Genomic DNA, 26,351 nt, shown 5'->3' with positions numbered 1-26,351 from the left:
AGAATGACACTCTCTCTTTCTTATCGCTTTTAATAAACATTTATAAAAAAAGTTTAAAAGGAGAAACTGTACTCTTGTTCCCTCCCTTCCCTCCTAATTATTTCAAGTGTTCAGGATTCCTCCAATTCTTTGTATCATAAAAAAAGAGCTTATCCTTTTTTTAGAATAAACTCTTGCTTTATGGTTTACTAAACTACCCTTTATTCAGCCGGTGACAACTCGCTCTCCGTCACCCATTTATGATTCTTTACTGCTTTTCCACCTGTCACGGGTGTGAAATCCACCATATACACCGTCATCTCTTCAGCAGATTCAACGGTGGCAGTCGCTCCTTCCATCCCTTTCATATGGTCGGCATCCAAGACGACCTCATCCCCCGATTCATAGGGTTCCTCTCCATGATCTTCAATCTCTTCATGTATGACCCATTTATGATCTTCCACCTTTTCTCCGCCAGTGGTCGGTGTATAGGTAACGGTATATACGACGGTCTCATAAGCACCAGTGATCGTGGCTTCGGCTCCCTTCATCCCTTTCATATGGTCATCTTGGATGGTGGCTTTGCTTCCTACTGGATATGTCGGATTGGCCGCTTCCTTCAAGCCTTCCGGTACTTCTCCTGAACTGGAGTGATTCATGTCATCATGATCCATCCCGTCCATTTCTTCCTTTTTCTCCTGGTTATTTCCGCCTTCATGGTTTCCTGTATCCTCTCCATTGTTGGAGCAGGCTCCCAATAGGAGAAACAGTGCTGTAACGAGGAACAGGATCGATTTTTTACTATTACTACTCATGGTCATCCTCCTTTTCATCTTCTCAATAAAGTTTATCCTGTAAAATTGCAATTTATATGGAGAAAGGGAAAAGAAACATGAAGAGTTTATGATAAATGCCATCCGGCTTTCAGGCATTGTGCATAGTTTTTTCATATTTTTTCGGTAAAATAAAGGAAATGCCAAAATGAGGTTTTACCATGAATAAAATTTCAACCAAATTAGCCCTCTACTTTACAATCGCGGTTCTCGTGATGGAAGGGTTATTGATGCTTTATCTACATGACAATATTATAGATACACGGATCGAAGAGGAGTTTGAATCGATTTTATCCCGGGGAAACAGTCATCGTGATGTGTTAGAAGATCGTTATTCAGAAACGACACTCCATCACATAGCCCTCATGGAATCCAAAACGGAAACAGAAGTCGTGATCACGGATCAAAACCATAATGTCATCATAGGTTCCAGGGAATTAACCGATGGAATGCGTAAACTCATCCATGTCTCCCCGCAATCCTTGCCCCGTGAAGGAAGGGTGATCGAATCAAACTGGAAGGATATGAATTATTTAGCTACCGTCACATCCTTCGAAAGTGAACCGAACGAAGGATATGTCTATATGTTCAAGAGCGCCGCACCGTTACGGAATCTGATCAGCCAATTGAACAGCCATTTCCTTCTCGCAGGAATACTGAGTCTCATCATCTTAACGGGGATCCATTTTCTCCTGTCGAAACTCCTGACGCGCCCCTTGTTAAAAATGAAGCAGGCGACGGAAAAATTGAGCAAGGGAAAATTCGAGGTGAAACTTCCCGATCTGGGTCAGGATGAACTTGGGGATCTATCGGATTCCATTCAGAGGCTGGCGAATGATTTAGAAACCATACAACAGGAGCGTACTGAATTCTTAGCGAATATTTCTCATGAGCTCAGGACCCCGCTGACCTATGTTCAAGGGTATGCCAATGTGGCTCTTCGAGAGGACATCCCGGAAGCTGAACGAAAAGAATATTTGAACATCATTCAAGAAGAATCCAAAACCATCCTGACGTTGATCGAAAATTTATTTGAGCTCGCAAAGATTGATGAAAACAATTTCTCCATTCAATCTGAAACCATCGATTCGGGCTCTTTTTTTCAAAAAGTCATAAACAAAGTAGCTCCTGTTTTTAAAAGAAAGGGAATCGATCTCATTTTGACTGTAAAGGAGGATTTCCCGTTCCAGGCCGATCCCATACGTCTTGAACAAATTGTTATGAACCTATTGGATAATGCCCTAAAACATTCGCCCCCTCATTCAATAACTGAGGTTACGGTTGAGCGAAACGAATCAGGGAATTTGAGCCTCTTGATTAACGACCAGGGAATGGGCATCCCACCGGATGAACTTCCACACGTATTCAACAGGATGTACCGGGTGGAAAAATCACGTTCCAGGGAATTTGGTGGATCAGGTCTCGGCCTATCCATTGTGAAAGAACTGGTGGAAGCACATGGTGGTCATATCTCTATACAAAGTGAACGAAACAAAGGGACATCAATCAACATTATTCTGTGACGCTTGGAGGTCAGTCTGGTGAATACTATATTATTAATCGATGATGAAAGCAGGATGCTGAATCTTCTGGAGCTTTATCTAAAGCCTCATGGGTATATATGCAAAAAGAAAAATAATGGTTATGAGGCCATTCAGGCTGTTAAGAAACACTCTATTGACCTGGTCATTTTAGATATCATGATGCCTGAGCTGAACGGCTTTCAGACCTGTGAAAAAATCAGGAAGTTTTCAAATATCCCGATTATCATGTTAACGGCCAGAGGGGATAAGGAAGACACCATTAAAGGCTTAAGCGCCGGGGCTGATGATTATATCACGAAACCGTTTGACGAAGGTGAACTTGTCGCACGTGTGATTGCACAATTCAGAAGGATTAACCAATATGACCAAGTAGATGAGCATCACTTGACCAGAGGGGCTTTTACGTTGGATGGAGACTCCTACACGTTAAAATATGAGAATGAAGTCAGCCCTCTGACGTTAAAAGAATACAAAATCCTGCACTCCTTGATGAAGAACACAGAACGGGTATACACTCGGGAACAGCTTCTTCTCATGGTATGGGATATCCATTCCACGACCGATATCCGAACCGTGGATTCCCATATCAGGAATTTAAGGGAAAAATTGAAGAAATCATGCTTTCCCATCGAACATCATTTAAAGACGATATGGGGTATCGGATATCAGTGGAAAATATAAAGAAAACAATAAAAAGATCAAAGGATCCCAGTCCTTTGATCTTTTCTTATGTTCATTCTTTAAACTTTCAGGCAATTTTCTTACACTCTTCTGCACATTTGAAGCAAGCATCGGCACATGCCTGACAATGATCATGATCATGTTTCCTGCATTCGTCCCCACATGCATCACAAATCGCAGCACATACTCCAGCGAGTTCCGATGCAAATGGTGTTCCTCTTACTAAGGATTGTTCTAAGTATGCACACATATCCGCACATTCCCGATCGTATCGGATACATTCTTTCATCATGTTGAGGTCTTCTTCCTTTAAACAAGAATCATAACAATGATTACAAGCCACCATACATTCATGTAATGCGTTGATGGCAGATTGAAATTTTTCGTGAGACAAGTTGAGTTCCTCCTTTAAGATTAGTATTTCCTACACGTTTACTATATCCCTTTCATTTTGCTATAAACGGATAAGTTGAATATATTTAATAAGAAAGAAGTTTAGTTTCATTTGCATGTTTTTTGCAAAAATAGAGGGTAAACATGGTCATCTTGGAAGCGCGCCCCTTGTATTAGGCAGGGGAACACCCCGGTTTATCCGTTATAAAAAGGGACGGACCTCATGCTTTCTTATGGAAGCACAAGGTCCGTCCCTTCTTTTGATTAACCGCCCCTTTTATGGAATAATGAATAAATGCTCGTTCCATTAGTCCAAGAAACCAATGGAAGACCGGAAGGATGGAAAATTTACTTTCATCCCATACATATACTATTTTCTATTCAAATCATGGAGGTATGAATTGTTGTTTGCACAAATCACTGAACGGAAGAACATAAGTTTCAAACATCTTTTTGTCTACATCATCCTCGCATTATGTGTTGCCGCTTCACTCTACTTCGTCTATCACAATCATGAATGGTATGATCGACCGATTGCCGAAGTGATTAGTACCAAGATTGTGGAAACGACGGAGATGGAGGATATGAATGGAAATAAGGATAAGCTCTACTCCCAGCAAATCGTAGCTGAGCTGAAGAACGGGGATCAAAAGGGTGAGACAATCCATTTAACCAACGAATATTCTTTCTCAGGGGCAACAGATCAGGAATATCACCCCGGGAATGAATTATTCATAAGCATCGATTCATCTTCATCCGGGACCACGGTGTTGACCGGGAACATAGAAGACGTCAAACGGGATACATACATGATGATCATCGGTTGGGTTTTTATCCTTCTCTTATTGGTGGTCGGGAAGAAGCAGGGGCTTTTCTCACTGATCACCCTTGGAGTCAACGCCGTCATCCTGTCCTATGCCCTGGACATATACCTGAACTCAGCTGATATAAGCCTGTTGGTGGTATGCAGCATCGGGGTGATTATATTCACCGGCATATCCCTTTTATTCGTCAATGGCTTTAATGAAAAAACGTATGCAGCGGTTGTCGCGACCTTGATCGGAACGTTCATGACACTTTTGATTGCTTATGTTGTGGTAGGATTCACCGCTGGTAACGGCCTCCGTTACGAGGAGATGCAATTCCTGACCCGTCCATATGAAATGGTGTTCATGGCAGGGATACTCGTGGGGTGTTTGGGAGCGGTGATGGATGTCGCCATCACTCTATCGTCTTCCATCTTCGGACTGTACGAGAAGAATCCCGATATCCCAATCAAAGCGTTGAGGAAGTCGGGATTCGATATCGGCAAGGACATCATGGGAACGATGACGAATATTTTGTTCTTCGTCTATATAAGCGGAGCTATTCCCATGCTCATTTTGTTTTTCAAAAATGCTTCCCCACTGGGATTCACCCTTTCCATGAATCTTTCACTGGAAATGGCGAGGGCACTGACCGGGGGAATCGGCATTGTACTGGCGATCCCGATCGCCATCTATACATCCATCTTTTTTGTCAACCTAAAGAAGGCTAGACTATGACTGTACAACTGTATCTCGCAGCCATCCTTTTCATCTTAATGATCACGATTGGTGGAAAAAAAGGTGCCCGGTCCTTTGTCGCCTTATTTCTGAACTTCGGCGTGCTTCTTTTTACCATCATCTTGATGAACGATCCGAATATGAATCCGATTATCCTGACGCTGATCGCCTGCACTCTGATCAGCTGCATTTCCCTGTTTTTCATCAGTGAGATCAACATCAAAACGGTGACAGCCTTTCTTTCGACAATCATCACCACCGGCTTACTGCTCTTCTTCATCCTGATGTTGACCGATCAGGCGATGATCCAGGGATTCAGTGAAGAGGAAACCGAGGAAATCGGGGCGCTATCCCTTTTTGTCGGAGTGGATTTTGTGAAAATCGGGGCTTCCATGATCATCATGAGTACCATCGGTGCCATCATTGATTTATCCATCTCGATTTCCTCGCCTATGCGGGAAATCGCTTATCATAATCCCACCATCAGCAAAAAAGATCTATTCACGTCGGGGCTCAGCATTGGCAGGGATATCCTCGGAACCAGCACGAATACACTGTTTTTTGCTTTCTTCGGAGGATATATGGGCCTGCTGATCTGGTTCAAGGACCTATCCTACTCGATCGGGGAAATCGTGAATTCCAAAGTATTCAGTTCCGAAATGATTTTCATCGGTTCTGCGGGAATTGGCGTCGCCCTTGCGATTCCGGTTACTTCCTGGATCACGGCTTATTATTTGGTGAAGCGGAGAAGCGGGTCGAGGGACAGGATTGAACGTTGAATAAAACTTTTTATAAAAGAAGCTAACGGCCCGTAGTATAGGTTGTTAGCTTCTTTTGATCCTTTTGTAGAAAAAACACAGTTGACTGCTATTCGAAACTTCGAATAAAAAGCACTGGGACGAACCGATTCTTTCACGTCATCGAAAGGATATGGTAAGATAGCACATAAACTGATAAGACTTTAGGAGAATGACCATGAAAAAGACAATCGACCATATCGGGGTAGCAGTCAGAAACATTGAAGATACCATCCGCTTCTACGAGAATGTGCTCGGGGCTAAACTGATCGACCGCTACAGAAGTGATGCCAAGGGTGTCGAAAGTGAGATTGCGATCATGGAGGTGGACGGCGCCAGAACCGAATTACTTGCGCCGACGAATAATGATACGTCCCCGATCGCCAGGTTCATCAAGCAAAAAGGTAAGGGGGTCCATCACATCGCCTATCGTGTGTATGACCTTGATGCCGCTCTCGAGGAACTGAAGCTAAAGGGGATCCGCACATTGGAGGATAGTCTTCGCATCAACAAGCATGGCAGAAGATTGATCTATTTGAATCCTGCTGATACAGAAGGCACGATTATCGAGTATTGTGATTATCCGGATGGGGAAAATATCTAACCACACAAAAACGCATTGGGCTCAACTCGAGTTCAATGCGTTTGTTTGTCAATAATCCCTCGTCTTTAATCTATTGATTGGAACTGGTAAGGCCGTGGAATCAGGAATGAGACCAGGTTATCTATCTACACCTTAAAACGTCCTTCCCTGTTCAAATCTCGTTCTCACATGAATCCCTATTCCGAATAAAAATACCCGCGACCTGCCTCGGCAGCCTCCGCATCCGCCTTCGTCACATGAACCGTCCCCCGAGGATGCTGAGGCGGAGCATAAATCGAATAAAGTTTAATCGGCGTATTACCCGTATTAATCAAATTATGCCACGTACCAGCCGGGATCACGATCGCATAATCTTCCTTCACTTCTCTTTCAAAGGTTAAGTTATCCTGCCGGTCTCCCATCCGGACGATTCCCTGACCTTGCTCCAGACGCAGGAATTGATCCAGATTCGGATGATTTTCCAACCCGATATCTTCTCCCGGATTAATACTCATCAATGTCACTTGCAGATGCTCTCCCGTCCAAATGGCGGTGCGGAATGTGTCAATTTGAACCGTTGCCTCGTCGATATCCACGACAAACGGTGACGGACCAAAATCCATCGATATCATCCGACTGTCCTCATCCGCCCCAAGCACACTCAAGCGCCTCGCATGCTCCCATTCATCCTTACATGCATTCGCGAACACCTCATACACAGGTTGATGCTGGGCCTGCAAGCATCCGACACGGAACTGTTCATAATCTGCCAATTCCGCTTCATATCCTCTCTGCAGTCCCTCCTGGTAAGAACAGAATGGAACACTCTCAACCTGGTAAACAGGCTGACTTCCCGTAAGCGAAGTATATAGATTGGTCAGTTCCCACCAGTGACGCTGTTCGTCTTCCATCAGTTGAAGAAGTTCATACTGGTGGTATTGATTCGGGGCTGCATGGGCTAATCGGCTGTACAGATCGACTGTTGCCGCTTTTCCCCTGATTCCGTCGAAAAGGATTTCAGCAATTGGCTGATTCGCTTCCTCCCCGGTTCTTGCCATGGGGTTTGGATTCGCATAAGGATGATATGAATATGTCATCGGAACATTGTACATGCTGCTCATTCCCTTCAGATTTTTACCAAGATATCTTATGTAAGTGCCAGGTAAGTGTGCACATACCTATTTGAACGGATCGACGTTCAAGAGATTAACAATCTATCAGCCGGCTATAGTAAATCAGCGGATCGATTTGGAAAAATATAGTGAATGAGGTGATCATCATTCACTGCTGGTATTTTCCGTTCCTGGTCGGGATCTTCGCCTTTCTCGGACTGTTCTTGGTCGAAAGGTGGATTTTTCGTTTATCCTCCCCTAGAGTGCAAGGATATTCCTTGGCTATTTGATGATTTATTTGATTAAGAGAAGCCGGAGAATTGGTCCCTTTCAGGAAACGACTTCATTATCGATGGACCTCCTGTGTTAAAATAGAGAAAATTCGATCAACAAAGAAAGGAAGCTGAATCCATGTTACCGTCAGAACTAAGAAACCGCATCCGAAATGGGGAGCACCAATCCCATACGTCCGGTGTGTGCCAGGATTATGTCCAGACCAATCTAGTCGTCCTGCCTAAGGAATACGCCTTTGATTTTTTACTTTTCACCACACGGAATCCTAAATCCTGCCCGATTGTCGAAGTGCTGGAAGCTGGTGAATTCGAATCGACGTATGGAAAAGGTTCCGACATCAGAACGGATATCCCCCTCTATCACGTGTATGAGCATGGTGAATTGGTGGAAAAGAAAACGCGGATAGATGATGTATGGCGAGATGATTTCGTCACTTTTCTCATCGGGTGCAGCTTCACGTTTGAAAGTCAGCTGATCAAGGGAGAGATCCCTTTGCGGCATATCGAGGAGAATAAGAATGTTGCCATGTATAAGACGAATATCCAGACGGAGAAATCCGGTGTGTTCCAAGGTCCAATGGTCGTTTCCATGAGGCCGGTCCCTAATCATCTGGTACAAAAAGCAGCAGATATCACCTCATTATTCCCTAAAATGCACGGGGCTCCTGTCCATATCGGTGACCCGACAGAAATCGGCATCGGGGATATCACCCGGCCCGATTATGGTGATTTTGTCGGCATCAAGGATGGAGAAACACCGATGTTCTGGGCTTGCGGCGTGACACCTCAAGCAGTGGCCCTACATGCAAAGATCCCCTTCATAATGACCCATGCCCCCGGACATATGTTCGTCACGGACTGGAGCAATGAGGAGTATCTGAAGGAAGGAAAATGAGGGACGGACCTCTAAGAGGTCCGTCCCTCATCCCGTACAACAGGGAATGATAGAGTGATCGTCGTACCTTGATATTCCTTACTTTGAACGTTTACCGTACCACTCATCGCATCAACCAATTGAAAGACTGTCATCATACCGAGACCCGTGCCTTTTGATCCTTTTAGGGAAAAGTAGGGCTCGCCAAGGCGGGTGACTTGTTCATGGGTCATCCCGATCCCCGTGTCGTTGATCGCAATCAACAACCGATCCCTTTCTTCATAGCTGATGACACTCAGTGCTCCGCCTGACTCCATTGCTTCGATGCCATTTTTCAGAACATTGATGAGGACTTGCTGAAGCTTGTTGGAGTCCCCCATTATGGTATGAGTATGAGATAATTCGACATCCATCGTTACTCCTTTTTTGAGGGCAAGGGGCATGATGATGTCTTTTGATCGCATGATTTCCATGGTCACATCCAGCTTCGTATCTTCTTCCGGATGGGGCTTGGCAAAGGATAAATAATGATTGATCACTTCCGTCGCCCGGTCGATTTCACTGACAGCCACTTTCGATAATTCGATATTGGTCGAAGGATTTGCTGGATCTTCATTGATTAATTGCAGAAAGCCTTTGACCGTCGTCAAGGGGTTTCTGATCTCATGACTGATGCTTGCTGCCAGGTGGCTGACGACCTGCATCTTTTCATATTTAATGGATTCCAATTGAAGAATCACGGTGAGCCTGATCATCTCACAAAGATACAAGACAAGGAAGGTAGATACCGTCAGAACTCCAGAATAAATAACGAACGCCAGATAATCCTTAAAATCAAAGAACAACGAAGGGATCAGTTGGCCAAGAATCGAGTAACAGAAGGAAAAGAGGGTAAACCAGTACACTCTGATCCTCCACGGCTTTTCAGATAGTTTCGGAGACAAATAGTAGATTACAACACTTGATAGGACTGTGAGGAGGATCGTGACAATCAATCCATGCCCCATAAACGGGACCCGGACGGCGATCATCGTGACGGCCAATCCTAGCAGGACCTTTCTTCCCCCGTATATCCCGCCAATTAAAAAAGGAATGAAACGTAAATCATAAAGGAAACCACTATGTAATTGGTGCGATAGCAACACACTCAGAATGATCAGCACCATATTGGTGAGAAAAACTTGGAAGGGCCCCATATGAGCTTTATTCAAACTATGCTTCGATAAATGATAGAAGTTTACTAATAAGACAATGATCAGAATGACAAGGAGGTTGATCAGTAATCCGTTAAATAACGCTGAATGGTTCATCATGTAAGCCTCCAAAATTTCAGGTCTTTGGTCGAATGCAGATGAGGTCCGTCCCTCTTATGGATTCACTTTAAACATCCCTGTCATATTCGGTGAGTAATCCTTGAAATCGTATTTTTCATAGAAAGCTTCCTTTCCTTCTGAAGCGAACAACCCCACGAAGGCCTTACTGGGGGCGTGTTCTTTGATGTAGCGCATCAAGTCATCCATGATTTCCTTCCCGATTCCCTTATATTGATAGTCGGGACGGACCACCACGTCCTGAATGTAGAAATAAATAGCACCATCTCCTACGATCCTTCCCATCCCGATCACTTCATTCCGGTCCTTCACCATGACAGAGTAAACCGAATGAGCCAGCGAGGCCTCGGCAACGTCAAAATTCATATATTCTTTCCATCCTACACTTGAGCATAAGGTTACGTATTCATCCAGGGTCGGGGTTGTATTAGGCAGCATTTCATACTGTTTCATATGGATCCTCCAATAAATAGATATTTCTAACTATGCGATGTTTAATAATTCGATAAAACGTCTCAAAAATCCTCCTATTGGAGACCAAGGCGTGATACAGTTCCTGCGTTTCTTTCGACCTTTTAAAGTAAAAACCCGACTTCTGCTTTAACCAGGAGTCGGGTTTTTCACCTACTAGATTTCACTTTCATACCTTTTAATTTTCCGATTTATTTTCTTTAGATTTACTTTCGTATCTTCCATTTGCCGGAGTACGTTTTTTTCCTGCTCCCGCATCATGTCTAACCTATGAGGAATCGTGTGGTTCCCTTCCATCGTCCCTTTACGACACATGATCAATCGTCTTCCCGCCAATTTCAGCTTCCCTGCCAAACAGTCTTGAATACACTCCTGTTTGATTCAGAAGCAAATCCGCATGTTTTCCTTCTTCCACAATCCTTCCATCCTCCAGCACCACAATTTTATCCGCAGAAAGAACCGTTGATAATCGATGGGAAACGATGATGATTGTTTGATTCTTCCCTGCTTTCATCACCGCTTCGTTGATCTTGGTTTCTGTGATTGGATCCAGTGCCGAACTCGCTTCATCAAGAATCAAAATCGGAGCGTCCTTTAAGAGCGCTCTAGCCAGCGATAAACGCTGTTTCTGCCCTCCTGATAGCAGGCTTCCCCTCTCCCCGACTGCGGTATTGAGTCCGTCCGGCAGGGTGTCCATGAGTTCGCCCAAGCCGCTATCTTCCATTGCTTTCAAGAGCTCTTCATCCGTCGCTTCCCGCTTTCCGATGCGCAGGTTTTCTGCGAGTGTCCCGCTTCTTAGCATCACATCCTGGGTCACAATGGCCATTTGCGAACGGAGCCACGCTGTATCCCATTCCCGGATATCCTTGCCGTCGACTTCAATTCGTCCGACTCCTGTATCGTAGAGCTTAAATAGCAGATCGACTATCGTCGATTTTCCCGACCCACTCGGACCGACCAATGCACATTTCTCCCCGGCACCAATGGAAAATGACACGCCTTTTAACACATTTTCTTCCTTCCCCGGATAAGCAAATGCCACGTCCTGGAGGCGGATGCTCCCGCTTGCCCGTTCACCACGCAATCCTTCTGAAACCTCGGCTTCAGAAACTTCCTCAGAAAGCAGGATTTCAGAACGATCCAGTGCCGGCCCTGTCCTCCTGACAGAAAGCCAGTTCCGGAGCAGTTTCTGCATTTCATTCGCCGCAATGGTCACGAGTCCTCCGGCCGTCAGCATCTGTCCGCTCGTCAGACCTTGATTCCATATCAATAGAGTACTGATTAAGTACACAAGCCCCAAAGCGAATCCGTTGTAACTAGCAATCACCACCACCGACTGCATTCTTGCTTTTAGTTCCTTGACCGAGTGCTGAACGAAGGTATCCCGGATGGAGATGACACTTTCCACTTCACTTTCAGAGACACCCATCACACGCGACAGGTGAATCCCCGTCACCGATTCTCTTAATCTCTCCAGGTATCTCGACGCTTCTTTTCTTGCATCAGCAGAAGCAGACCTTGTTCTTGCCCCCACATAATTAGAAGTCCAATAGAAAATCACGCCAAGGACAGCACTAGTAATCATCAAGTAAGGATGAATCCATAACAACACCAGGCTGTAAATGAAGACACCCTGCACGCTCGCCATGAACGTCGAGCCTTCCCACGCCAGGAAATTATGGAGCGTATCCGGATCATCCGACACCCTCGCAAGCATTTCCCCTGTGGAATTATGGTGATAAAACGAATACGGGATGATCTGCAGATGACGGAACAACCTCAACTTCTGCCAATTCGTCACAGTCTTCGCGGTTTGGTGACAGAAATATTCGTCGATCACCATCATAACAAGATCCAATACCGCTGATAATATTAGGAGCCACATGAGACCCCAAAGCCAATTATAGTTTTCATTCGGGAGGATCGTATCCACTAGCCAGCTGAGGGCGAGTGTCGGGATCAGGGCAGAGAATACCTGACTGATCGCAATGACGATGGAGTCTGCTATTACCCACTTTTTATAGGGACGAAGGAAGCTAAGCACCCTTCGTCCGTCACGATTCTTCACTTGGGTGGTTGTCATCCGATCATCTCCTTTTCAAGCTCGCTGTATTGGGCTTTGTATAATTCATAATACTTGCCCCTCATGAGGAGCAGCTCTTCATGCGTTCCTTTTTCAGCCACCACTCCCTGATCGAGAAGGATGATCACATCGGCATTCCTCACCGTGACGAGACGGTGGGCGATCGTGATCGTCGTCCGGCCCGGAATCAGCTTCTCTAAGGATGCCTGCACCCGTTCTTCCGTTTCCCCGTCCAGGGAAGAAGTCGCTTCATCGAAGATCAGCACAGGCGGCTGTCTCAAGATCGCCCGGGCAAGGGCCACGCGCTGTCGTTGACCACCTGAAAGCTTCAAGCCCCGCTCCCCGACGAGCGTTTCATATCGCTCGTCCAGGGAATCAATCAATTCCTTCAAGCCCGCAGCTTCCACAGCCCTCTCCAATTCCTCCATTGTTGCGTCTGTTTTTCCGTACAACAGATTTTGCCGGAGCGTGCTATTCAATAGGAAGGTTTCCTGAGACACCACCCCAACCTGCTGGCGAAAGCTGTTCCGGTTGTATTCTAATAGATTCTTATCATCGATCATCACGGAGCCCTGCTGAGGTTCATACAGCCCCAATAAAAGCTGGACCAGGGTACTTTTTCCTCCGCCGCTCGTACCGACGATCCCGATGTGATTCCCCTGATTCAATGATAAGGAAACACCTTTCAAGACCGGCTTATCACTTCCAGGATACGAAAACCATAGATTCTCCAAGTCAATCTTTCCTTTTACCGGACCAAAAGAAGGAAGTTTCTCCTCATGTTCTTCCGGCAGATCAAAATATTCATAAATTCGCTGCAGGGCCGGAATCGCCTGCTGAATCGTCAAGGCATGCTCCGCCATGGACCTGACCGGCAGAAACATGATGGGGATGAAGCTCAGGCACGCAACGAGGGTTCCGACCGTGATCGTCCCGTCCCAAATCGCCCATCCACCGATCAGCATAACGACACCAGGAGCTGCGATATTGAATAGGTTCCCCAAGCGCCAATTCACCTTCCCGATGAGGGCCGCCCGAATCGAGAACTGCTTCCAATCCGAGAGCTTCTTCTCTTGGGTTCCCACTTCTACATCCTGTGTCTGATAAGTCCGCACCAATCTCACACTCTCAATGCTTTCCTGCAGATGCTGATACATATCAGCACTCATCTCACGCTGGACCGCGCTCATCTTTCGCATCTTCTTCCCCAATGTAAAAGAAGGAACGATATAAATCGCAAATACGGCAAACATCACGATGGCAGCAGGCCAGAATAAAACAAACACCGTGGAAAAGGCCGCAATTGCACCTACAACCTGCTGGAGGATACGGGGAACAACCGTATTGTTCAGATTCTGGATCGATTCCACATCATGAGTCAGACGGAATAGCATATCTCCCCTCGGTGTCTTTGAAAAGAACGACATCGGAGTCCGGTGTAGCTTTCTGAACGCACGGATCTGCATATCTGTAATCACATCGAGCCCGATTTTCACCTGCACATATTCCTGCATCGTTTCAAACAGGGACTTTCCTAAGTACGCACCGAGAATCCCGGCCACGACCCAGACTAAGAAATTCAAGTCCCCACCAACAATCACATCATCCACCAACCGCTTCACTAGAATCGATGGCACGATCGTAAAGAGCCCGCCGATGATGGAAAACACAAGAGCCACTAATAGCTTCCGCCAATAAGGCTTAAAATGATTTAGAGTTGTTTTTAATAAGTTCATGATTGACCCCCTCACAAAATTTTATTTTATACCAATTTTTTATAATATTCACTATAATTCGAATAGAGTGAGGGGACCCTTCCATTATGTAGAGAACAGTTTCCCTTCTAAAGCATTAATATATCGTTCTGCAGATCGTTGGACCGCTTGATCGGCATCTTTTTCTATCACCCGATGAAAGGCATTATACAGCTTGTGGAAAGATAAAGGCTTTACTTTTTCAGCCATTTCCTTCACTTTACCTGCCGGCAGGGGAATGAGATTGGGATAGCTGTACATGAAGCTGACCCAGTCCGTATCCGCCACCACCTGAATGATATCTCCTGTCAAGAGAACCCCTGTCTGACTCCAGTGAAGGACTGCTCCTCCTTTGAAATGCCCACCGAGACGGTGCAGTGAAATCCCTTCGCTCAACGTCAGCTCTTCCCCGTCCCAAAACCTGATCCTCTTTCCCGGTTCCATGACCCAAGCCTGGTCATCCCGATGAAGATAAACGTCCGCATCAAACCGGTCAGCCCACTCCAGCTGTGCAGAGTAATAATGCGGATGGGAAACCGCGATTGCATCGATGCCGCCCAACTCTTCAATGGTCTGGATCGTCACTTCATCCAGATACGTGACACAGTCCCATAAAACATTGTAGCCGCCAGTCGATATCAGGTAAGCCGTCTGTCCGATGCCGAATTTCGGCGTAGTGGTGATGCTGTACAGTCCCGGTTCTTCTTGCAGAATGGTATTTTGATAGATTCCGCTCCAGATCACTTCATCGAGAGTCGTCCAGCTTTGACCATTTGGATTGACATACTGACGTTCTTCCTCACAAATGGGGCATCTTTCAGGTTCTTCCTGACTCTTAGGGTATTGGGTTCCACATGTTGAACACACATATTTGTTCATCGTAAAGCTCCTCCTTTTTTATTAACCACTTCTTTTATTCTATTCCATTTTCTAGTAATCCTCTTCCACCGAATGGTCAAATGTATTCTACGACTTTAGAAGGAAAAGGTGGTTGACTCCCTATATGGTAAATTCTTATGAAAAAAGAAGCTACCGACCCAATAAAATGGATCAGCAGCTTCTTTATAGTTGGAATTGAGGGATAGCATTAATACGCTGTTTATATTTGCGCGCTAAATGAAAAGGTGAAGAATCCCGCTCATCAGCTCCTTTTCATGACGTTCACTTTATACCCTCTGCAAGCTCCCTTATGGAATTCAACTTGGTAGTCAGTTCCAAGAACCACTCTTGATCACCCGTTGCAAGCGCCAGGTCAATCAGGTACTGGATTTGTTCCTTGTTTTTCACATTCGCTTCTGGTATTTTTTTCACCTGTTTGCTCAATAGGGGGATGGTCCTGCCTTCAATGGTTTTATTATCACTGGTCACAACTTTGGCTTTTACGGTTGTGCCTTGGATATCAAGGTTCTCAATGTATCCGATGATTAATTCACCTGAGTGTGATTTACCCTTGATCCAATCTCCCGTTTTTAAGATCGATTGATTGTTTGACATCATCCTTATTCACCTTCTTATAAAAAATTTCAACTTAACTGTAACATTTTTAATTACATTTGGACCAGAAAAAAAGCTGTCTCCCAGCCTTCCTCTATTTTCCTTTATTGATCAAATCGACAATATCTTTGATGGTGTATTGCTTTAAATAGTCCCCCAGTTTTTCTTCTGCACCTAGGAAAATGTGAAAAAGAACGCTTTTCATATTGGCCCCTACCACACACTCTTCATTAGAATCCGTGCATTTCGGCTGCAGTGAGCCTTCAGAGGTGATCTTATAGATATCCCAAAGATTGATCTCTCTTAACTCCCTGACAAAGATAAATCCACCGCCCGTTCCTTCTTTTGATGTGATAAATCCTTGTTTTTTTAACAAACTCAGGACTTTACGAATGCGGACTGGATGGACCCCGGCACTTTCTGAAATCGCATCACTTGTCGACATGCGATCTGCCTTCAGTGCCAGGTACGTTAAACTGTGAATGGCTAAAGTAAAGTCGCTATTCATGGCCTGCCTCCTAAATCAAAAGCTGCTTTGTGACTCTTACTGTAATTTTACATATTACAGTTTAAATAGTCAAGAATACCGCATGGGATACTTGCTCCTAGTTGGCCATTTTTTGCAACTCTTTGTATGAAAAAGTACGAACCTTTCTCGGAAGAAAGCTGCGGATTTCTTCGTCGTTATAACCAACCTGCAATCTTTTTTCATCCAGGATGATAGGTCTCTTCAGCATTTGCGGATTCTCTCTGATTAATGTATATAAATCCTGGAGTGGCAACGAATCAACGTCTACATTTAATTCTTGGAAAGCCTTTGATTGAGTGGAAATAATATCTTCTGTTCCATTTTCCGTCAGGCGAAGAATCGATTTGATCTCGTCAGGTGTCAACGGTTCTGTCAGCATATTTCGTTCCACATATTCGATTGAGTGTTCATCAAGCCATGCTCTTGCTTTACGGCAGGATGCGCAGCTCGGTGTCAGATATAAATTGACCATTATTTACTCACTCCTTCTTAATTGTAATAAAAAAAGTAACAGTTTCCCTAAAAAAATATTTGTTGTCTTTTGGATACACTGTAATAATATAATTTACAGTTTGATTTGTCAACTATCTTTTTTCAAAACAAAGAACCCTTCCCGACTAAAGGAAGGATTCCTCCTCTACAAAAAGTAGAAATTATTTTTACCATTTACCTGAATAATCTTTTTATCTACAATTAATCATTCATCAAGGTTAAGGCATTGAACTCACAACAAAATAAATTCCCACAGTCATGATCATCAAAAACACCATCCACCAATTAGATATAACCAATATCTTTCTTAACATCATGACATCATCCAGCTGTTTTTGAATGAGGAACCCTAAAGCTACCGACGCAATCCAAAATGTCGTTCCAACCGTTGAAAACAAGTACCCTGAGTTCATGATCCACAGAATAAAAATGATGGTATGTACCAGGATGATAAAGAAAGCTATATTTTTCAAACCTATCTCTCCTGACCTCATTGGTTATGTCCGGTGGAAAGTGGATCCGTCCCAACCTGAACCGAACCGTTCCCCTTCACCCGCTTCAACATCGCCACGATCAGAAAGCTGACGATCACCAGTAAGAGCCAAGAGCTCACCTTCCCTAGATGAACGAGACTCCAGGCATCGGTTTGATTTGGATATTCCCATGCGCCAAAGAACGTGGCGATATTTTCAGCTATCCATATGAAAAATCCGATGAGCACAAATGAAAGGGCAAGTGGCATGCGGTAACGGATTCCGCCCACTTCGTACAGGACCCATGTCTGCCAAAAGACGATCAGAACGAGTCCCGATAACCACCAGCGAACGTCGATCCAGTAATGGTGGGTGAAAAAATTTAAATAAATGGCAGCAGCAAGAGGGAAAACGATTAAAAACCGTGGCCACTTCACCAGTTCCACCCTAAGCCTCCTCCACGCCTGACAAAGATAACTCGCCACACTTGCGTACATGAATCCACTGTACAAAGGCACCCCGAACACTTTGGAATACCCTTCCCCAGGATAAGACCATGAGCCCATATGGACCTTAAAAAGTTCAAGGGCAAGCCCGATGAGGTGAAACAAGGTGATCACCTTGAGTTCATCCCGTGTTTCAAGCCCGGAACGCAGCATCCCCCACTGCATCAGGAGGCAGATGATGAGCAGCCAGTCATACCGCGGCAAGAAGGGCAGCGGGATGACTTGTGTCAAAGCCAAAGAGGCAAAAATGACGACAGGGAACAAACAGGACAGGGCCTGCTCCCAACCAAATCGAACGAGTTGTTTTAATGCTCTCATGATTTTTGCCTCCAAACCCTATTTATTGAATGTCTTCCTCACTTTGGTATTCTAAAAGATCTCCGGGCTGACACTCCAATGCCTTACAGATCGCCTCTAAAGTGGATAATCGAACCGCCTTTGCCTTTCCATTTTTCAATATAGAAAGGTTCGCCATCGTGATTCCAACCCTCTCCGATAGCTCTGTCACGCTCATTTTCCTTTTCGCCAGCATCACATCAATATTGATTATAATCGCCATATTTTCACCTCAGACCGTTAAGTCATTTTCTGATTTTATATCGATGGCATTTTTTAATAGCTTTTGAAGAACTGCCGCAAATACCGCAATTACCAACGGAGCGAAAACAAACATCATCCCGATCAATATGACCCCTGGGGCGTCGTCTTTCTCTCCCATGAGATAGAAGAGAGGCATCCCTGCCACATACACGATCGAGATGGTGGTTGCACAATATTTAATATTCTTTAACGACTTGACCGATAATTCCGAGAACGCGTTGTTCTTGTCAATATAGCTTAATAGTCTGATCGCCTGATACAAGGCAACGAAAAACGGGATCGCCGATACATACATCACAACTAAGATACCATATATCAAATATGCCAGCTCCGAACCAGCCGCATCCTTCGCTAACCAGGGCAACCCGAATACGCATAAAGCAAGAACCGGGGTTCCTATAAGAAAAACAGCTATTTTCAAAAAGAGTGTTTCTCGTTTCATCAAAAGCACCTCGCTTATTTAAATTCAATTTAATCTTAATATATAGTTTATTGTTTTACAATAAAAAATTATTGAAAATAAGTTTATTATTATTGTATTAGACAATATAAAAAGCATTCCTTATGATAAAGAAATGCTTTAATGCATGCTACTGCCAAAGGTTAGATAAGATTTCCTTATGGCTATGTGACCATTTTATCAAGTCAAAGCTGCCCTTCCTTATGAGACCTTTTAGGGTTTTCACTTCATTCCATACCAGATCGTATAGAGGCTTATCAATGATTCCTTTCAATAAAGCATCTTCAAGCTCATCCGCATCCTTTTCAATGATTTCTCCCGTTGGTAATAGGACAATATCTAAGAATAAATCGTCCATCCAGGGAATATCATTTTCTATTCCATTGCAAAGGCAAACATCGATATACCATTGAACGATATCACCACCTGCATCAAACATCGTCGTTACTGAATGATTCTTACCGATTGGAAATTGCTGCAGCCACATATAACCATCATCCACAATACATACACTCTTTTCCACATAACGAACAGATAATGGTTCCGTTACTTTTATTGTATTCAATAATGTGATATAGCCCTTATATTCCCCGTTATCGAGATACGTCTGTGCATATTTTCGTTTGATCACTCGTTTCCAATCCGCACGGTCTCCATATTTTCTTTTAAGCATCATTATCCCCCAAACCTTTTTCTGTTTATGTACTCATGCAATCAGTCTCCATGAATTATTCTTCAGATAACCTTTCCGCAAAATAAGCAAAGGTATGAGATCATCTCTTTCAATAATTATTTCAGTCTCTTTATAAATTGGTATATCCAGGAAACTCCTTTGTTTATGCTTCTACATTTATTTGAAACATCCTGCTATTTGTTATCTCTATTAAATGGAAGAAGAGTTCCTTCTTTTTTGCAATATACAAACCAGTGTTTCTGTTAATAGAAAGAAAACAGAAACAATAGGACAAGTTCACAATCACTTACGAGTGCAATGAATATTTTAGTAGTAACATACCAGACGGGAGGTGAGTGTAACTTGGGTAAACATAAAGATGATCCTAAAAAGTCAGAAGTTTCCTTCAAGCACGATAAAGATGGAATTAAAATTTATATCAATATTTATAATACGAATAATCTTGCAAATGAAGGCGGCAATGCCGGTGTGGAACAAATCGCATCGGAAGGGTCGCAGAACCTGACTGGAAAAGATGGGGAGAATGCAAGCCAAGGCGGACAGATCGCGGATAAAGGTGGTCAAAATGCCAACCAGTTTGGACAGGTTGTTAGAGATGGCGGAGAGAATACAATAGAAGATGCAGATAATGAGCCTGGCTAGTTAGAAAGAACGTATCCAGCTTTCGATGTTTTATTGTGCCGCTTTTCGAATAATTGAGCATCTGTGTCGAATTCCCTTTAAATCTTTACATGCTTTGCCCATCCAGGGGCCTATGCAACTCGCTTCCATGGATAAAAAAAGACGGGGAATTTCACGCCCCGTCATCCCCACCATCTCCATGCCCACCGCTATCTCCATCATCAAAATAATCATTCACCTTTTCTATTAAGCTATGATCCTTCCCCTCATCATCACCCAGTTTAGACGAATGAAGGAAACTCTCTAATGTAAAGACTTGAACAGCCTGTTGCTTGTACCTGGTCATAAAGTAGATACAGATAATAAAAATAAGGATTATAAGCACGATGAATGCAGGTATCATCACGTTATTCAAAATGTCACACCCCCTTATGATGTCTTTATTATGAATATGAGAGGATTGGAGTTTACATGACAGGCCCAGCTGCTTGACTCATTATTTTATTTTCCCCTTGCTATGAAACGCGTTTCATACATTAGTCTAATAAGGAGAATCTGATTGGCGTAACGCATTTCCGGCGGCGTGACAATCATAGATGCTTATCGGAAGTGTTCATATATCTTGAACACTTCCCCTTCCTCTCAATCTGACAATCTATGCTACGATAGGAATAATAAGAAGGGGGATGAATGCACTTGTCCATGTTCAATAAAGTGATTGCGAGTATTGGGATTGGTTCCGCCACAGTTGATACGAAGGTGAAGCGGGCTTATATTCAGCAGGGTGAGCTGCTCGAGGGAGTCGTAGAGGTGAAAGGCGGGAATTCGGATCAGCGAATCGAATCGATCGATCTGAAGCTGATGACGATGTTCGGTCATGAAGGTGGAGATCGACTGTCACCTGCCGTTGTTGAAGTCCACCAGCTCAATGAGCCCTTCACTATTTCTAAGGGAGAAAAAAAGCACATTCCATTCTCATTCAAGGTCCCTCTGGATACGCCGGTCACGATGATACACCCTGAAACGCAGAAGAGTGTTCCACCAGTCTGGATTGATACGGGTGTCGATATCAAGAATGCTGTTGACCCAAAGGACAGGGATTATATATCCGTTGCCCCGACAACCGTACATGAAAATATTATGGATGCCATCAAGGTCATCGGGTTTAAATTCAAGCAGATGGAGAGTCAGAACGCCCCTGCATGGGTGAAAACGAATCGTCCTTTCGTGCAGCAATATGAATTCACTCCATCCTTCGGCAAATACAGTCGGAAGCTCGACGAACTCGAAGTCTATATCCTTCAGGGCGACCACGATTCCACCATCTACTTCGAAATCGACAAACGCAGCAAAGGATCGATGGCGGTCTTAAAAGAAAAGTTCAACTTGGATGAACATAGAGGAAATGTGACACTCAATAACCAGGAAATCCTGCTTAAGAGGAGCTGTGTGAGTGATGTGTTTGAAGAGATTATTGATGAGGTTCTTTAACCAAGAACATTAACATAACCACTAAAAAACGATCAGGGGCTATAAATCCCTGATCGTTTATTTCTATTGACTTGAACTTCCACCTCTTGAACATATCAAGATGTTTCCTCCCTTACCGATACCCTTTTGCCTCTATTGAAAGAAAAGAAGGTCATCATGCCCCCCAATATGGCACACATCCCATACATGAACGAGTAAGACGAGAGATCGGCAAGTGGCCCCATCAGCACCCCACCAAGGGAAACTCCTAAGTCGGCCGTTGCAATGAAGAGCCCCAGAAGGACATTCCGTTCCACTTTCGGAAGCACAAAAGATAAATACGTGGTGAGCGTTGGATAAATCAACGCCTGAGCCATTCCGATCCCGACAGCCCCCACATAGAACGGGACGCTGCCGAACATCTGTGAGAAGCTGATGCATAGGGCTGCCAGTGCTAGAAGAAGCATGGTCCCCATGACAAAGGGGGCATGCCATTTACCGTCAGATGGAATATGTTTTCTCAAGGTGAACCGTGCAAACACAACGGTTGCAGCCTGCAGCATGAGAAATACACCGGCACTTCCACTCTCCATCTGTAATGCGTATAGTGGGATGAAGGTGGTGATTGCCCCGAAAATGATTGAAGAACCAAGCATGAGTACGCTGCATTTAAATAAGAAAGGATTTTCCACCAATTGGGAAAAGGATGCAAGCATCTTTCCCCCTTTTCCATCTATTACAGGTATCGGTTCATCTTCTTTCGTTTCCAACTTGGCGCTGTACCCAAATAAGCCCGTCACAACGGCAAGCCCAATCATAACGTAACCGAATGAATCCATTCCTTCCTGCCAGATTCCGATGGCTAGTAGCGGACCAAGGATTCCCGGGATATAGGAAAATAAAGAATAAAGCGAAATCCCTTGCGACCGGTCTTTCTCAGGCAGTGCATCAATGATCCCGATCTGCATGGCCATGGAAAAGAAGGCAGTCGCCACCCCCTGCAGCATCCGTGCCACTAAATAGCCTCCCAGGCCAGAAATAGCGTATAGGGCAAGGGCAAGCCCGTTCAGGATCAGGATGATGCGCAGGATCCGGGTCGGTCCGTACTTTTGAATGATCTGACCAGCCCAGGGACGGAAGAACATCGTCGTAAATAGATATGCCCCCATCACCAGTCCGATCGTCGTGTTGCTTGCTCCCCACTCTTTTCCTTGAAGGGGGATGAGCACATTCAGGATGGCGTTGGAACTGAAATAACAAAGGACTACCAAATATAGTCGTAAGAATGGCCACGATAATGCTCCATACACTGTCTATCGCCTCCTGACATCTTGATGATTTTCGGGACTAAAACGTGACCAATGCCCGCAACAGCTGTTTCGCATAATCGGATTGAACGTCCTTTAAGCTCTCAGTTTCCACCACCTCTTCCACCTGTCCGTGGCGAAAAATGAGGATGCGGTCGCAGATATAGGCAGCTGCCTGAATATCATGGGTGACGAACACATAAGTAATGCTATGTGTTTCTTTCAGTTTCCGGAGGAGATCCAATACCTGTAATTGAACCGACACATCAAGGGAACTGATCGCCTCATCAAAGAGGATGCAAGAAGGCTCAGTGGAGATTGCTCTTGCGATGCACACCCTTTGAATCTCTCCACCGGACAATTCATGGGGATATTTATGCTTGAATGTATGAGGCAACCCAACTTCACTCAACAATCCGTCGACCTTTTTGGTCTGTTGATCCTCTGATATCCTCTGCAGCTCAAGAGGCTCAAGGATGGCCTGCTCCACTGTAAAAAATGGATTGATGGAGGATTTGTAATCCTGGAACACCGCGCTGATCTTCCCGATTCGTCGGTTAATGTTTGCTATATCGACACTATCAAGGGTAACGTTTCCCCGGTCCGGCTTTTCAATCCCAATCAGGAGCCGCCCCAGTGTTGATTTGCCGCTGCCGCTTTCCCCGATGATGCCCAGGCATTCTCCTCGCTTCACTTCAAAGCTGACATCAGTCAGCACTTGCTTCCTCTCTTTCGAAAAGAGGCCTCCACGTTGATATGATTTGTTTACATGATTAGCGTTCAGCATATTAAGGATTCCCCATCAGACTGTTAAAATGGTGACTCAACGATTTCCGGGTGGATACCAGATATTTCGTATACTCCTTTTCCGGCTCTCTGAACACCGATTGAGCCTTCCCCCGTTCAATGATCCTGCCGTTCTTCATCACCAATAGATCATCTGCTATGTGACGGACCACTCCCAGATCATGGGAGACGAAGATCATGGAGCACCCCATTCTTTCCCGTAACTCGATCAACTGATTCACCACTTCATACTGGGTGATGGTATCAAGTGCTGTCGTCGGCTCATCGGCTATGATGAGATCTGGTTCCAAGATAAGGGCAAGAGCAATCATGATCCTCTGGAGCATACCTCCCGATAATTGATGAGGATATTTGTTCAGCACTTCGTCGGGATTCTTGATCATGACGCTTTCAATGGCGAGTTTCAGTTTTCGTTCCGTCTCCCTTTTAGACCAGTTGAAATGTTCCGTTGTCGCCTGACGTAGATGAACGCCTATGACACGGGATGGATCAAATGCGGTCATCCCATTCTGCATGATCATGTACATCTGTTTGCCCCGTTTCTTCCTCATTCCTTTTTTCGAAAGGGTAAGGAGATCTTCCCCTTTAAAAAGGACGGTCCCGGTTTCTTTCAGCCATGGTTGGTTCAACCTCATCAGCGACCGGCATGTCAGGGATTTACCACTTCCGCTTTCCCCGACTATGGCGAGTGTCCTCCCCTTCTTCACGTGGAAGGAGCTATCCTTCACAAGCCATTGGTCCGTAATTTCATCGACGATGGACAGTCCGTTTACCTCGAGAATATTCATTTTGATTCAGCCACCTCTTTTCTTGATACCGGGTTGATAAATGGCAGGTTGCTCCTCCTGGGAACCTTTGTGCCCCGGCTCCTTGGATCCAATGCAATCTGCAGGGAATCCGAGAGAAAATTGAAGGCCATTACAATGACGATGATAGCAACCCCTGGTGCAAGCAGTAGCTCCGGCCGGGTGAACATCACGGAGCGGGCTTCGTTCAGCATCATCCCCCACTCCGCAGTAGGGGCCTGGACCCCCAATCCGAGAAATGAGAAACCTGAAATCTGCAGAATCATCGAGGAAATCGAACTGCTGGAAATGACCGCGATATCGGCAAACGTCACGGGTACGATATGCTTCAGCATGATCCTGCCGTGTCCCACCCCGATGGCCCTTGCATACTTCACATAATCAGATTCCGTAAATTGTTTGACCGAAGTCCGGATGACCCGGGCAAACCAGGCCCACTTTGTGACAATAAAGGCAATCAATATATTTTCAAGCCCGACCCCAAGTACACCGATAATGGCAAGAGCCATGACATATCCCGGAAACGACAGCATGATATCACAGGCTCTCATCAGAACCGCATCCACTCTTCCCCCGAAATATCCCGACAGGAAACCGACGATCGCCCCGATCACCACGGAAATGGCCAGTGCCAGCAACACCCACAAGACACTCGGCCGGATGCCATAAAGGATCCTCGATAAGATACAGCGTCCCAAATGGTCATTCCCTAACAGATAATCCCATGAAGGGGGTGCATAACGTAAGCCCATATCGACTTCCGCAGGATCATGTGGAGCAATGAATGGCGCAAACAGACCACTCAGAAGGGTCAGGAAAATGACGATCAACGATACCATCGCCAGCTTATCATGACGTAAATTCGTTAATTGTCTCATTTAATGATCATTCCTTACTCTAGGATTCATAGCGGCATTCAAGATGTCAGAAATGGCATTGAACATCACGAATGCCACCGCCACAATCAGTACATACGCCTGAACGACCGGAAAGTCCCTGCTGACAATGGATCTGATACTCAAACTTCCTACTCCCGGCCAGGCAAACACACTTTCCACGACGACCGTACTCCCTAATATAATCGGTACAGCCATACAGAAGACCGAAATGGCGACCTGTAGGGAGTTACGTATGATACAGACGGTGACTCGCCATTCCTTCAAGCCGCATGCCCTGGCATAAAGTACATAATCCTCACTTAATTGACGGAGCATCGAGCTTCGGACGACCCGGAAGTATATCCCCGCATAACTGATGGTAATGACCAGGACAGGGAGGATGTAACTTGTATAGGAGTCCATGCCATTTGTCGGAAATAGATCGAGCTTCACGGAAAAATACCAGATCAATAAAGATGCCAGTAAGTAGGAAGGCATGGCCGTCAAGAAGAACGAGATGCCCCTGACAAACTGATCCACCGCTTTGTCCTGCTGCAATGCACAGATCACTCCAAGGAGAACCGACAGGACCATGACCGCAACAGATGAAATGAGCGTCAATTTCACTGTATTGATTAAAGCCGGTCCAAGGAGCGACCATACCGGCTGACCCGTAACAAAGGACGTTCCAAAATCCAATCGGAGACAGTCCAACAGCCAGTCCCCGTACTGAAGGAGGAAGGGCTGGTTAAACCCGAGATCCTCCCTCGTTTCTTCCCTCAGTTCATCCGTAATGACCGGTACCCCCTGGGACTTGAGGACGACCTCAGCCGGATCCATGGGGGACAGACTCATCAACACGAAGGTTAAAAAGGAGATCATCAATAGGACCGGAATCGAAATCAACAATCTTCTAATGATGTAGCGTATCAAGTCAATCCT

The 26,351-nt window shown here is 45.0% G+C and carries 29 protein-coding genes and 1 pseudogene; 8 read left to right on the top strand and 22 right to left on the bottom strand.

Features of this window, described 5'->3' with window-relative positions; genetic code table 11:
* Positions 1-200 precede the first annotated feature (200 nt).
* Positions 201-800, bottom strand: a complete 600-nt coding sequence (locus F0342_RS18335; RefSeq protein ID WP_395940701.1) for a YdhK family protein — start codon at positions 798-800, stop codon at positions 201-203.
* A 173-nt stretch (positions 801-973) separates the two neighbouring features.
* Between F0342_RS18335 and F0342_RS18330 the strand changes: the two genes are divergently transcribed.
* Both F0342_RS18330 and F0342_RS18325 read left to right on the top strand, forming a co-directional pair.
* Positions 974-2,335 carry a sensor histidine kinase gene (locus F0342_RS18330; protein WP_149157302.1) on the top strand — a complete coding sequence of 454 codons (1,362 nt, stop codon included), beginning with the start codon at positions 974-976 and terminating at the stop codon, positions 2,333-2,335.
* Positions 2,336-2,353: 18 nt separating this feature from the next.
* Positions 2,354-3,037: a response regulator transcription factor gene (locus tag F0342_RS18325; protein WP_149157301.1), complete on the top strand. Its 684-nt coding sequence runs from the start codon at positions 2,354-2,356 to the stop codon at positions 3,035-3,037.
* 67 nt (positions 3,038-3,104) lie between these two features.
* Here F0342_RS18325 and F0342_RS18320 read toward each other — a convergent pair whose 3' ends face one another.
* Complete coding sequence (locus F0342_RS18320) at positions 3,105-3,431, bottom strand: four-helix bundle copper-binding protein (protein WP_149157300.1); 327 nt, start codon at positions 3,429-3,431, stop codon at positions 3,105-3,107.
* A gap of 403 nt (positions 3,432-3,834) precedes the next feature.
* Between F0342_RS18320 and F0342_RS18315 the strand changes: the two genes are divergently transcribed.
* The 3 genes from F0342_RS18315 (at position 3,835) to mce (ending at position 6,375) form a co-directional block, all read left to right on the top strand.
* Positions 3,835-4,974 carry a YibE/F family protein gene (locus F0342_RS18315; protein ID WP_262481813.1) on the top strand — a complete coding sequence of 380 codons (1,140 nt, stop codon included), beginning with the start codon at positions 3,835-3,837 and terminating at the stop codon, positions 4,972-4,974.
* Positions 4,971-5,753: a YibE/F family protein gene (locus tag F0342_RS18310; protein ID WP_149157298.1), complete on the top strand. Its 783-nt coding sequence runs from the start codon at positions 4,971-4,973 to the stop codon at positions 5,751-5,753. The genes F0342_RS18315 and F0342_RS18310 overlap by 4 nt, the downstream gene beginning before the upstream one ends.
* 196 nt (positions 5,754-5,949) lie before the next feature.
* Positions 5,950-6,375, top strand: a complete 426-nt coding sequence (gene mce, locus F0342_RS18305) for a methylmalonyl-CoA epimerase (RefSeq protein ID WP_149157297.1) — start codon at positions 5,950-5,952, stop codon at positions 6,373-6,375.
* A 176-nt stretch (positions 6,376-6,551) separates the two neighbouring features.
* On the opposite strand, the gene F0342_RS18300 is transcribed toward mce, so the two are convergent.
* Positions 6,552-7,451 carry a cupin domain-containing protein gene (locus F0342_RS18300; protein WP_262481799.1) on the bottom strand — a complete coding sequence of 300 codons (900 nt, stop codon included), beginning with the start codon at positions 7,449-7,451 and terminating at the stop codon, positions 6,552-6,554.
* A 417-nt stretch (positions 7,452-7,868) separates the two neighbouring features.
* Between F0342_RS18300 and F0342_RS18295 the strand changes: the two are divergent.
* Positions 7,869-8,654 (top strand): annotated as a pseudogene (locus F0342_RS18295) (putative hydro-lyase); the annotation flags it as partial.
* Positions 8,655-8,665: 11 nt separating this feature from the next.
* On the opposite strand, the gene F0342_RS18290 reads toward F0342_RS18295, so the two are convergent.
* The 13 genes from F0342_RS18290 to F0342_RS18230 all read right to left on the bottom strand — a co-directional run bounded on the left by F0342_RS18290 (position 8,666) and on the right by F0342_RS18230 (position 19,499).
* On the bottom strand, positions 8,666-9,943 hold the full coding sequence (locus tag F0342_RS18290; RefSeq protein ID WP_188048603.1) for a sensor histidine kinase: 1,278 nt from the start codon (positions 9,941-9,943) through the stop codon (positions 8,666-8,668).
* A gap of 57 nt (positions 9,944-10,000) precedes the next feature.
* Positions 10,001-10,417, bottom strand: coding sequence for a GNAT family N-acetyltransferase (locus F0342_RS18285; RefSeq protein ID WP_149157293.1), 417 nt, complete (start codon positions 10,415-10,417; stop codon positions 10,001-10,003).
* Positions 10,418-10,739: 322 nt separating this feature from the next.
* Entirely contained in the window at positions 10,740-12,518 is a 1,779-nt protein-coding gene (locus F0342_RS18280) for an ABC transporter ATP-binding protein (protein ID WP_149157292.1), read from the bottom strand.
* Positions 12,515-14,254: an ABC transporter ATP-binding protein gene (locus tag F0342_RS18275; RefSeq protein ID WP_149157291.1), complete on the bottom strand. Its 1,740-nt coding sequence runs from the start codon at positions 14,252-14,254 to the stop codon at positions 12,515-12,517. Before F0342_RS18275 ends, F0342_RS18280 begins: the two co-directional genes overlap by 4 nt.
* 84 nt (positions 14,255-14,338) lie before the next feature.
* Entirely contained in the window at positions 14,339-15,151 is an 813-nt protein-coding gene (locus tag F0342_RS18270) for an MBL fold metallo-hydrolase (RefSeq protein WP_149157290.1), read from the bottom strand.
* A gap of 282 nt (positions 15,152-15,433) precedes the next feature.
* A complete protein-coding gene (locus F0342_RS18265) occupies positions 15,434-15,769 on the bottom strand; it encodes an IDEAL domain-containing protein (protein WP_149157289.1) in 336 nt (111 codons plus the stop codon).
* 91 nt (positions 15,770-15,860) lie between these two features.
* A complete protein-coding gene (locus F0342_RS18260) occupies positions 15,861-16,274 on the bottom strand; it encodes an Rrf2 family transcriptional regulator (RefSeq protein WP_149157288.1) in 414 nt (137 codons plus the stop codon).
* Positions 16,275-16,371: 97 nt separating this feature from the next.
* Positions 16,372-16,767 carry a transcriptional regulator SpxA gene (gene spxA, locus F0342_RS18255; RefSeq protein ID WP_149157287.1) on the bottom strand — a complete coding sequence of 132 codons (396 nt, stop codon included), beginning with the start codon at positions 16,765-16,767 and terminating at the stop codon, positions 16,372-16,374.
* A gap of 238 nt (positions 16,768-17,005) precedes the next feature.
* The gene (locus F0342_RS18250) at positions 17,006-17,260 is read right to left on the bottom strand and encodes a hypothetical protein (protein ID WP_149157286.1); all 255 of its coding nucleotides are present in this window, start codon (positions 17,258-17,260) and stop codon (positions 17,006-17,008) included.
* A 17-nt stretch (positions 17,261-17,277) separates the two neighbouring features.
* Positions 17,278-18,084: a DUF817 domain-containing protein gene (locus F0342_RS18245; protein ID WP_149157285.1), complete on the bottom strand. Its 807-nt coding sequence runs from the start codon at positions 18,082-18,084 to the stop codon at positions 17,278-17,280.
* A 22-nt stretch (positions 18,085-18,106) separates the two neighbouring features.
* The gene (locus tag F0342_RS18240) at positions 18,107-18,325 is read right to left on the bottom strand and encodes a helix-turn-helix domain-containing protein (RefSeq protein ID WP_149157284.1); all 219 of its coding nucleotides are present in this window, start codon (positions 18,323-18,325) and stop codon (positions 18,107-18,109) included.
* 9 nt (positions 18,326-18,334) lie between these two features.
* A complete protein-coding gene (locus F0342_RS18235) occupies positions 18,335-18,811 on the bottom strand; it encodes a DUF2975 domain-containing protein (RefSeq protein WP_262481798.1) in 477 nt (158 codons plus the stop codon).
* 145 nt (positions 18,812-18,956) lie between these two features.
* Positions 18,957-19,499: a ribonuclease FAU-1 family protein gene (locus F0342_RS18230; RefSeq protein WP_149157282.1), complete on the bottom strand. Its 543-nt coding sequence runs from the start codon at positions 19,497-19,499 to the stop codon at positions 18,957-18,959.
* A 363-nt stretch (positions 19,500-19,862) separates the two neighbouring features.
* Here F0342_RS18230 and F0342_RS18225 point away from each other — a divergent pair, with 363 nt between their 5' ends.
* Positions 19,863-20,162 (top strand): hypothetical protein, encoded by a 300-nt coding sequence (locus tag F0342_RS18225; RefSeq protein ID WP_149157281.1) that lies wholly within the window; start codon positions 19,863-19,865, stop codon positions 20,160-20,162.
* 151 nt (positions 20,163-20,313) lie between these two features.
* On the opposite strand, the gene F0342_RS18220 is transcribed toward F0342_RS18225, so the two are convergent.
* The gene (locus tag F0342_RS18220) at positions 20,314-20,556 is read right to left on the bottom strand and encodes a hypothetical protein (protein ID WP_149157280.1); all 243 of its coding nucleotides are present in this window, start codon (positions 20,554-20,556) and stop codon (positions 20,314-20,316) included.
* Positions 20,557-20,843: 287 nt separating this feature from the next.
* On the opposite strand from F0342_RS18220, the gene F0342_RS18215 reads away from it, so the two are divergent.
* Complete coding sequence (locus tag F0342_RS18215; protein WP_262481812.1) at positions 20,844-21,632, top strand: sporulation protein; 789 nt, start codon at positions 20,844-20,846, stop codon at positions 21,630-21,632.
* A 95-nt stretch (positions 21,633-21,727) separates the two neighbouring features.
* Here F0342_RS18215 and cntE read toward each other — a convergent pair whose 3' ends face one another.
* Genes cntE through opp1B form a run of 5 tightly spaced genes read right to left on the bottom strand, consistent with a single transcriptional unit; the run spans position 21,728 to position 26,342 of the window.
* Complete coding sequence (gene cntE / locus F0342_RS18210; protein ID WP_149157278.1) at positions 21,728-22,921, bottom strand: staphylopine family metallophore export MFS transporter CntE; 1,194 nt, start codon at positions 22,919-22,921, stop codon at positions 21,728-21,730.
* 37 nt (positions 22,922-22,958) lie between these two features.
* Positions 22,959-23,705, bottom strand: coding sequence for an ABC transporter ATP-binding protein (locus F0342_RS18205; RefSeq protein ID WP_149157277.1), 747 nt, complete (start codon positions 23,703-23,705; stop codon positions 22,959-22,961).
* Between the two features lies 1 nt (position 23,706).
* Positions 23,707-24,513: a staphylopine uptake ABC transporter ATP-binding protein CntD gene (gene cntD / locus F0342_RS18200; protein ID WP_149157276.1), complete on the bottom strand. Its 807-nt coding sequence runs from the start codon at positions 24,511-24,513 to the stop codon at positions 23,707-23,709.
* Positions 24,510-25,409 (bottom strand): staphylopine uptake ABC transporter permease subunit CntC, encoded by a 900-nt coding sequence (gene cntC, locus F0342_RS18195; RefSeq protein ID WP_149157275.1) that lies wholly within the window; start codon positions 25,407-25,409, stop codon positions 24,510-24,512. Before cntC ends, cntD begins: the two co-directional genes overlap by 4 nt.
* On the bottom strand, positions 25,410-26,342 hold the full coding sequence (gene opp1B / locus F0342_RS18190; protein ID WP_149157274.1) for a nickel/cobalt ABC transporter permease: 933 nt from the start codon (positions 26,340-26,342) through the stop codon (positions 25,410-25,412).
* Positions 26,343-26,351 lie beyond the last annotated feature (9 nt).

It is taken from the genome of Bacillus sp. CH30_1T, assembly GCF_008364765.1.
In the GTDB taxonomy this organism is placed as follows: Bacteria; Bacillota; Bacilli; order Bacillales; family Bacillaceae_B; genus Rossellomorea.
This window is presented reverse-complemented; position numbering and strand designations above follow the sequence as displayed.

Coding starts and splice junctions, on each gene's coding strand:
- F0342_RS18265 (WP_149157289.1), bottom strand. CDS start 15,769: ATGATGTCAAACAATCAATCGATCTTAAAAACGGGAGATTGGATCAAG.
- cntC (WP_149157275.1), bottom strand. CDS start 25,409: ATGAGACAATTAACGAATTTACGTCATGATAAGCTGGCGATGGTATCG.
- F0342_RS18285 (WP_149157293.1), bottom strand. CDS start 10,417: ATGAAACAGTATGAAATGCTGCCTAATACAACCCCGACCCTGGATGAA.
- mce (WP_149157297.1), top strand. CDS start 5,950: ATGAAAAAGACAATCGACCATATCGGGGTAGCAGTCAGAAACATTGAA.
- F0342_RS18300 (WP_262481799.1), bottom strand. CDS start 7,451: ATGACATATTCATATCATCCTTATGCGAATCCAAACCCCATGGCAAGA.
- F0342_RS18310 (WP_149157298.1), top strand. CDS start 4,971: ATGACTGTACAACTGTATCTCGCAGCCATCCTTTTCATCTTAATGATC.
- spxA (WP_149157287.1), bottom strand. CDS start 16,767: ATGGTCAATTTATATCTGACACCGAGCTGCGCATCCTGCCGTAAAGCA.
- F0342_RS18280 (WP_149157292.1), bottom strand. CDS start 12,518: ATGACAACCACCCAAGTGAAGAATCGTGACGGACGAAGGGTGCTTAGC.
- F0342_RS18230 (WP_149157282.1), bottom strand. CDS start 19,499: ATGCTTAAAAGAAAATATGGAGACCGTGCGGATTGGAAACGAGTGATC.
- F0342_RS18215 (WP_262481812.1), top strand. CDS start 20,844: ATGTTCAATAAAGTGATTGCGAGTATTGGGATTGGTTCCGCCACAGTT.
- F0342_RS18245 (WP_149157285.1), bottom strand. CDS start 18,084: ATGAGAGCATTAAAACAACTCGTTCGATTTGGTTGGGAGCAGGCCCTG.
- F0342_RS18275 (WP_149157291.1), bottom strand. CDS start 14,254: ATGAACTTATTAAAAACAACTCTAAATCATTTTAAGCCTTATTGGCGG.
- cntD (WP_149157276.1), bottom strand. CDS start 24,513: ATGAATATTCTCGAGGTAAACGGACTGTCCATCGTCGATGAAATTACG.
- F0342_RS18335 (WP_395940701.1), bottom strand. CDS start 800: ATGACCATGAGTAGTAATAGTAAAAAATCGATCCTGTTCCTCGTTACA.
- F0342_RS18270 (WP_149157290.1), bottom strand. CDS start 15,151: ATGAACAAATATGTGTGTTCAACATGTGGAACCCAATACCCTAAGAGT.
- F0342_RS18260 (WP_149157288.1), bottom strand. CDS start 16,274: ATGAATAGCGACTTTACTTTAGCCATTCACAGTTTAACGTACCTGGCA.
- F0342_RS18205 (WP_149157277.1), bottom strand. CDS start 23,705: ATGCTGAACGCTAATCATGTAAACAAATCATATCAACGTGGAGGCCTC.
- F0342_RS18240 (WP_149157284.1), bottom strand. CDS start 18,325: ATGGCGATTATAATCAATATTGATGTGATGCTGGCGAAAAGGAAAATG.
- F0342_RS18330 (WP_149157302.1), top strand. CDS start 974: ATGAATAAAATTTCAACCAAATTAGCCCTCTACTTTACAATCGCGGTT.
- F0342_RS18290 (WP_188048603.1), bottom strand. CDS start 9,943: ATGAACCATTCAGCGTTATTTAACGGATTACTGATCAACCTCCTTGTC.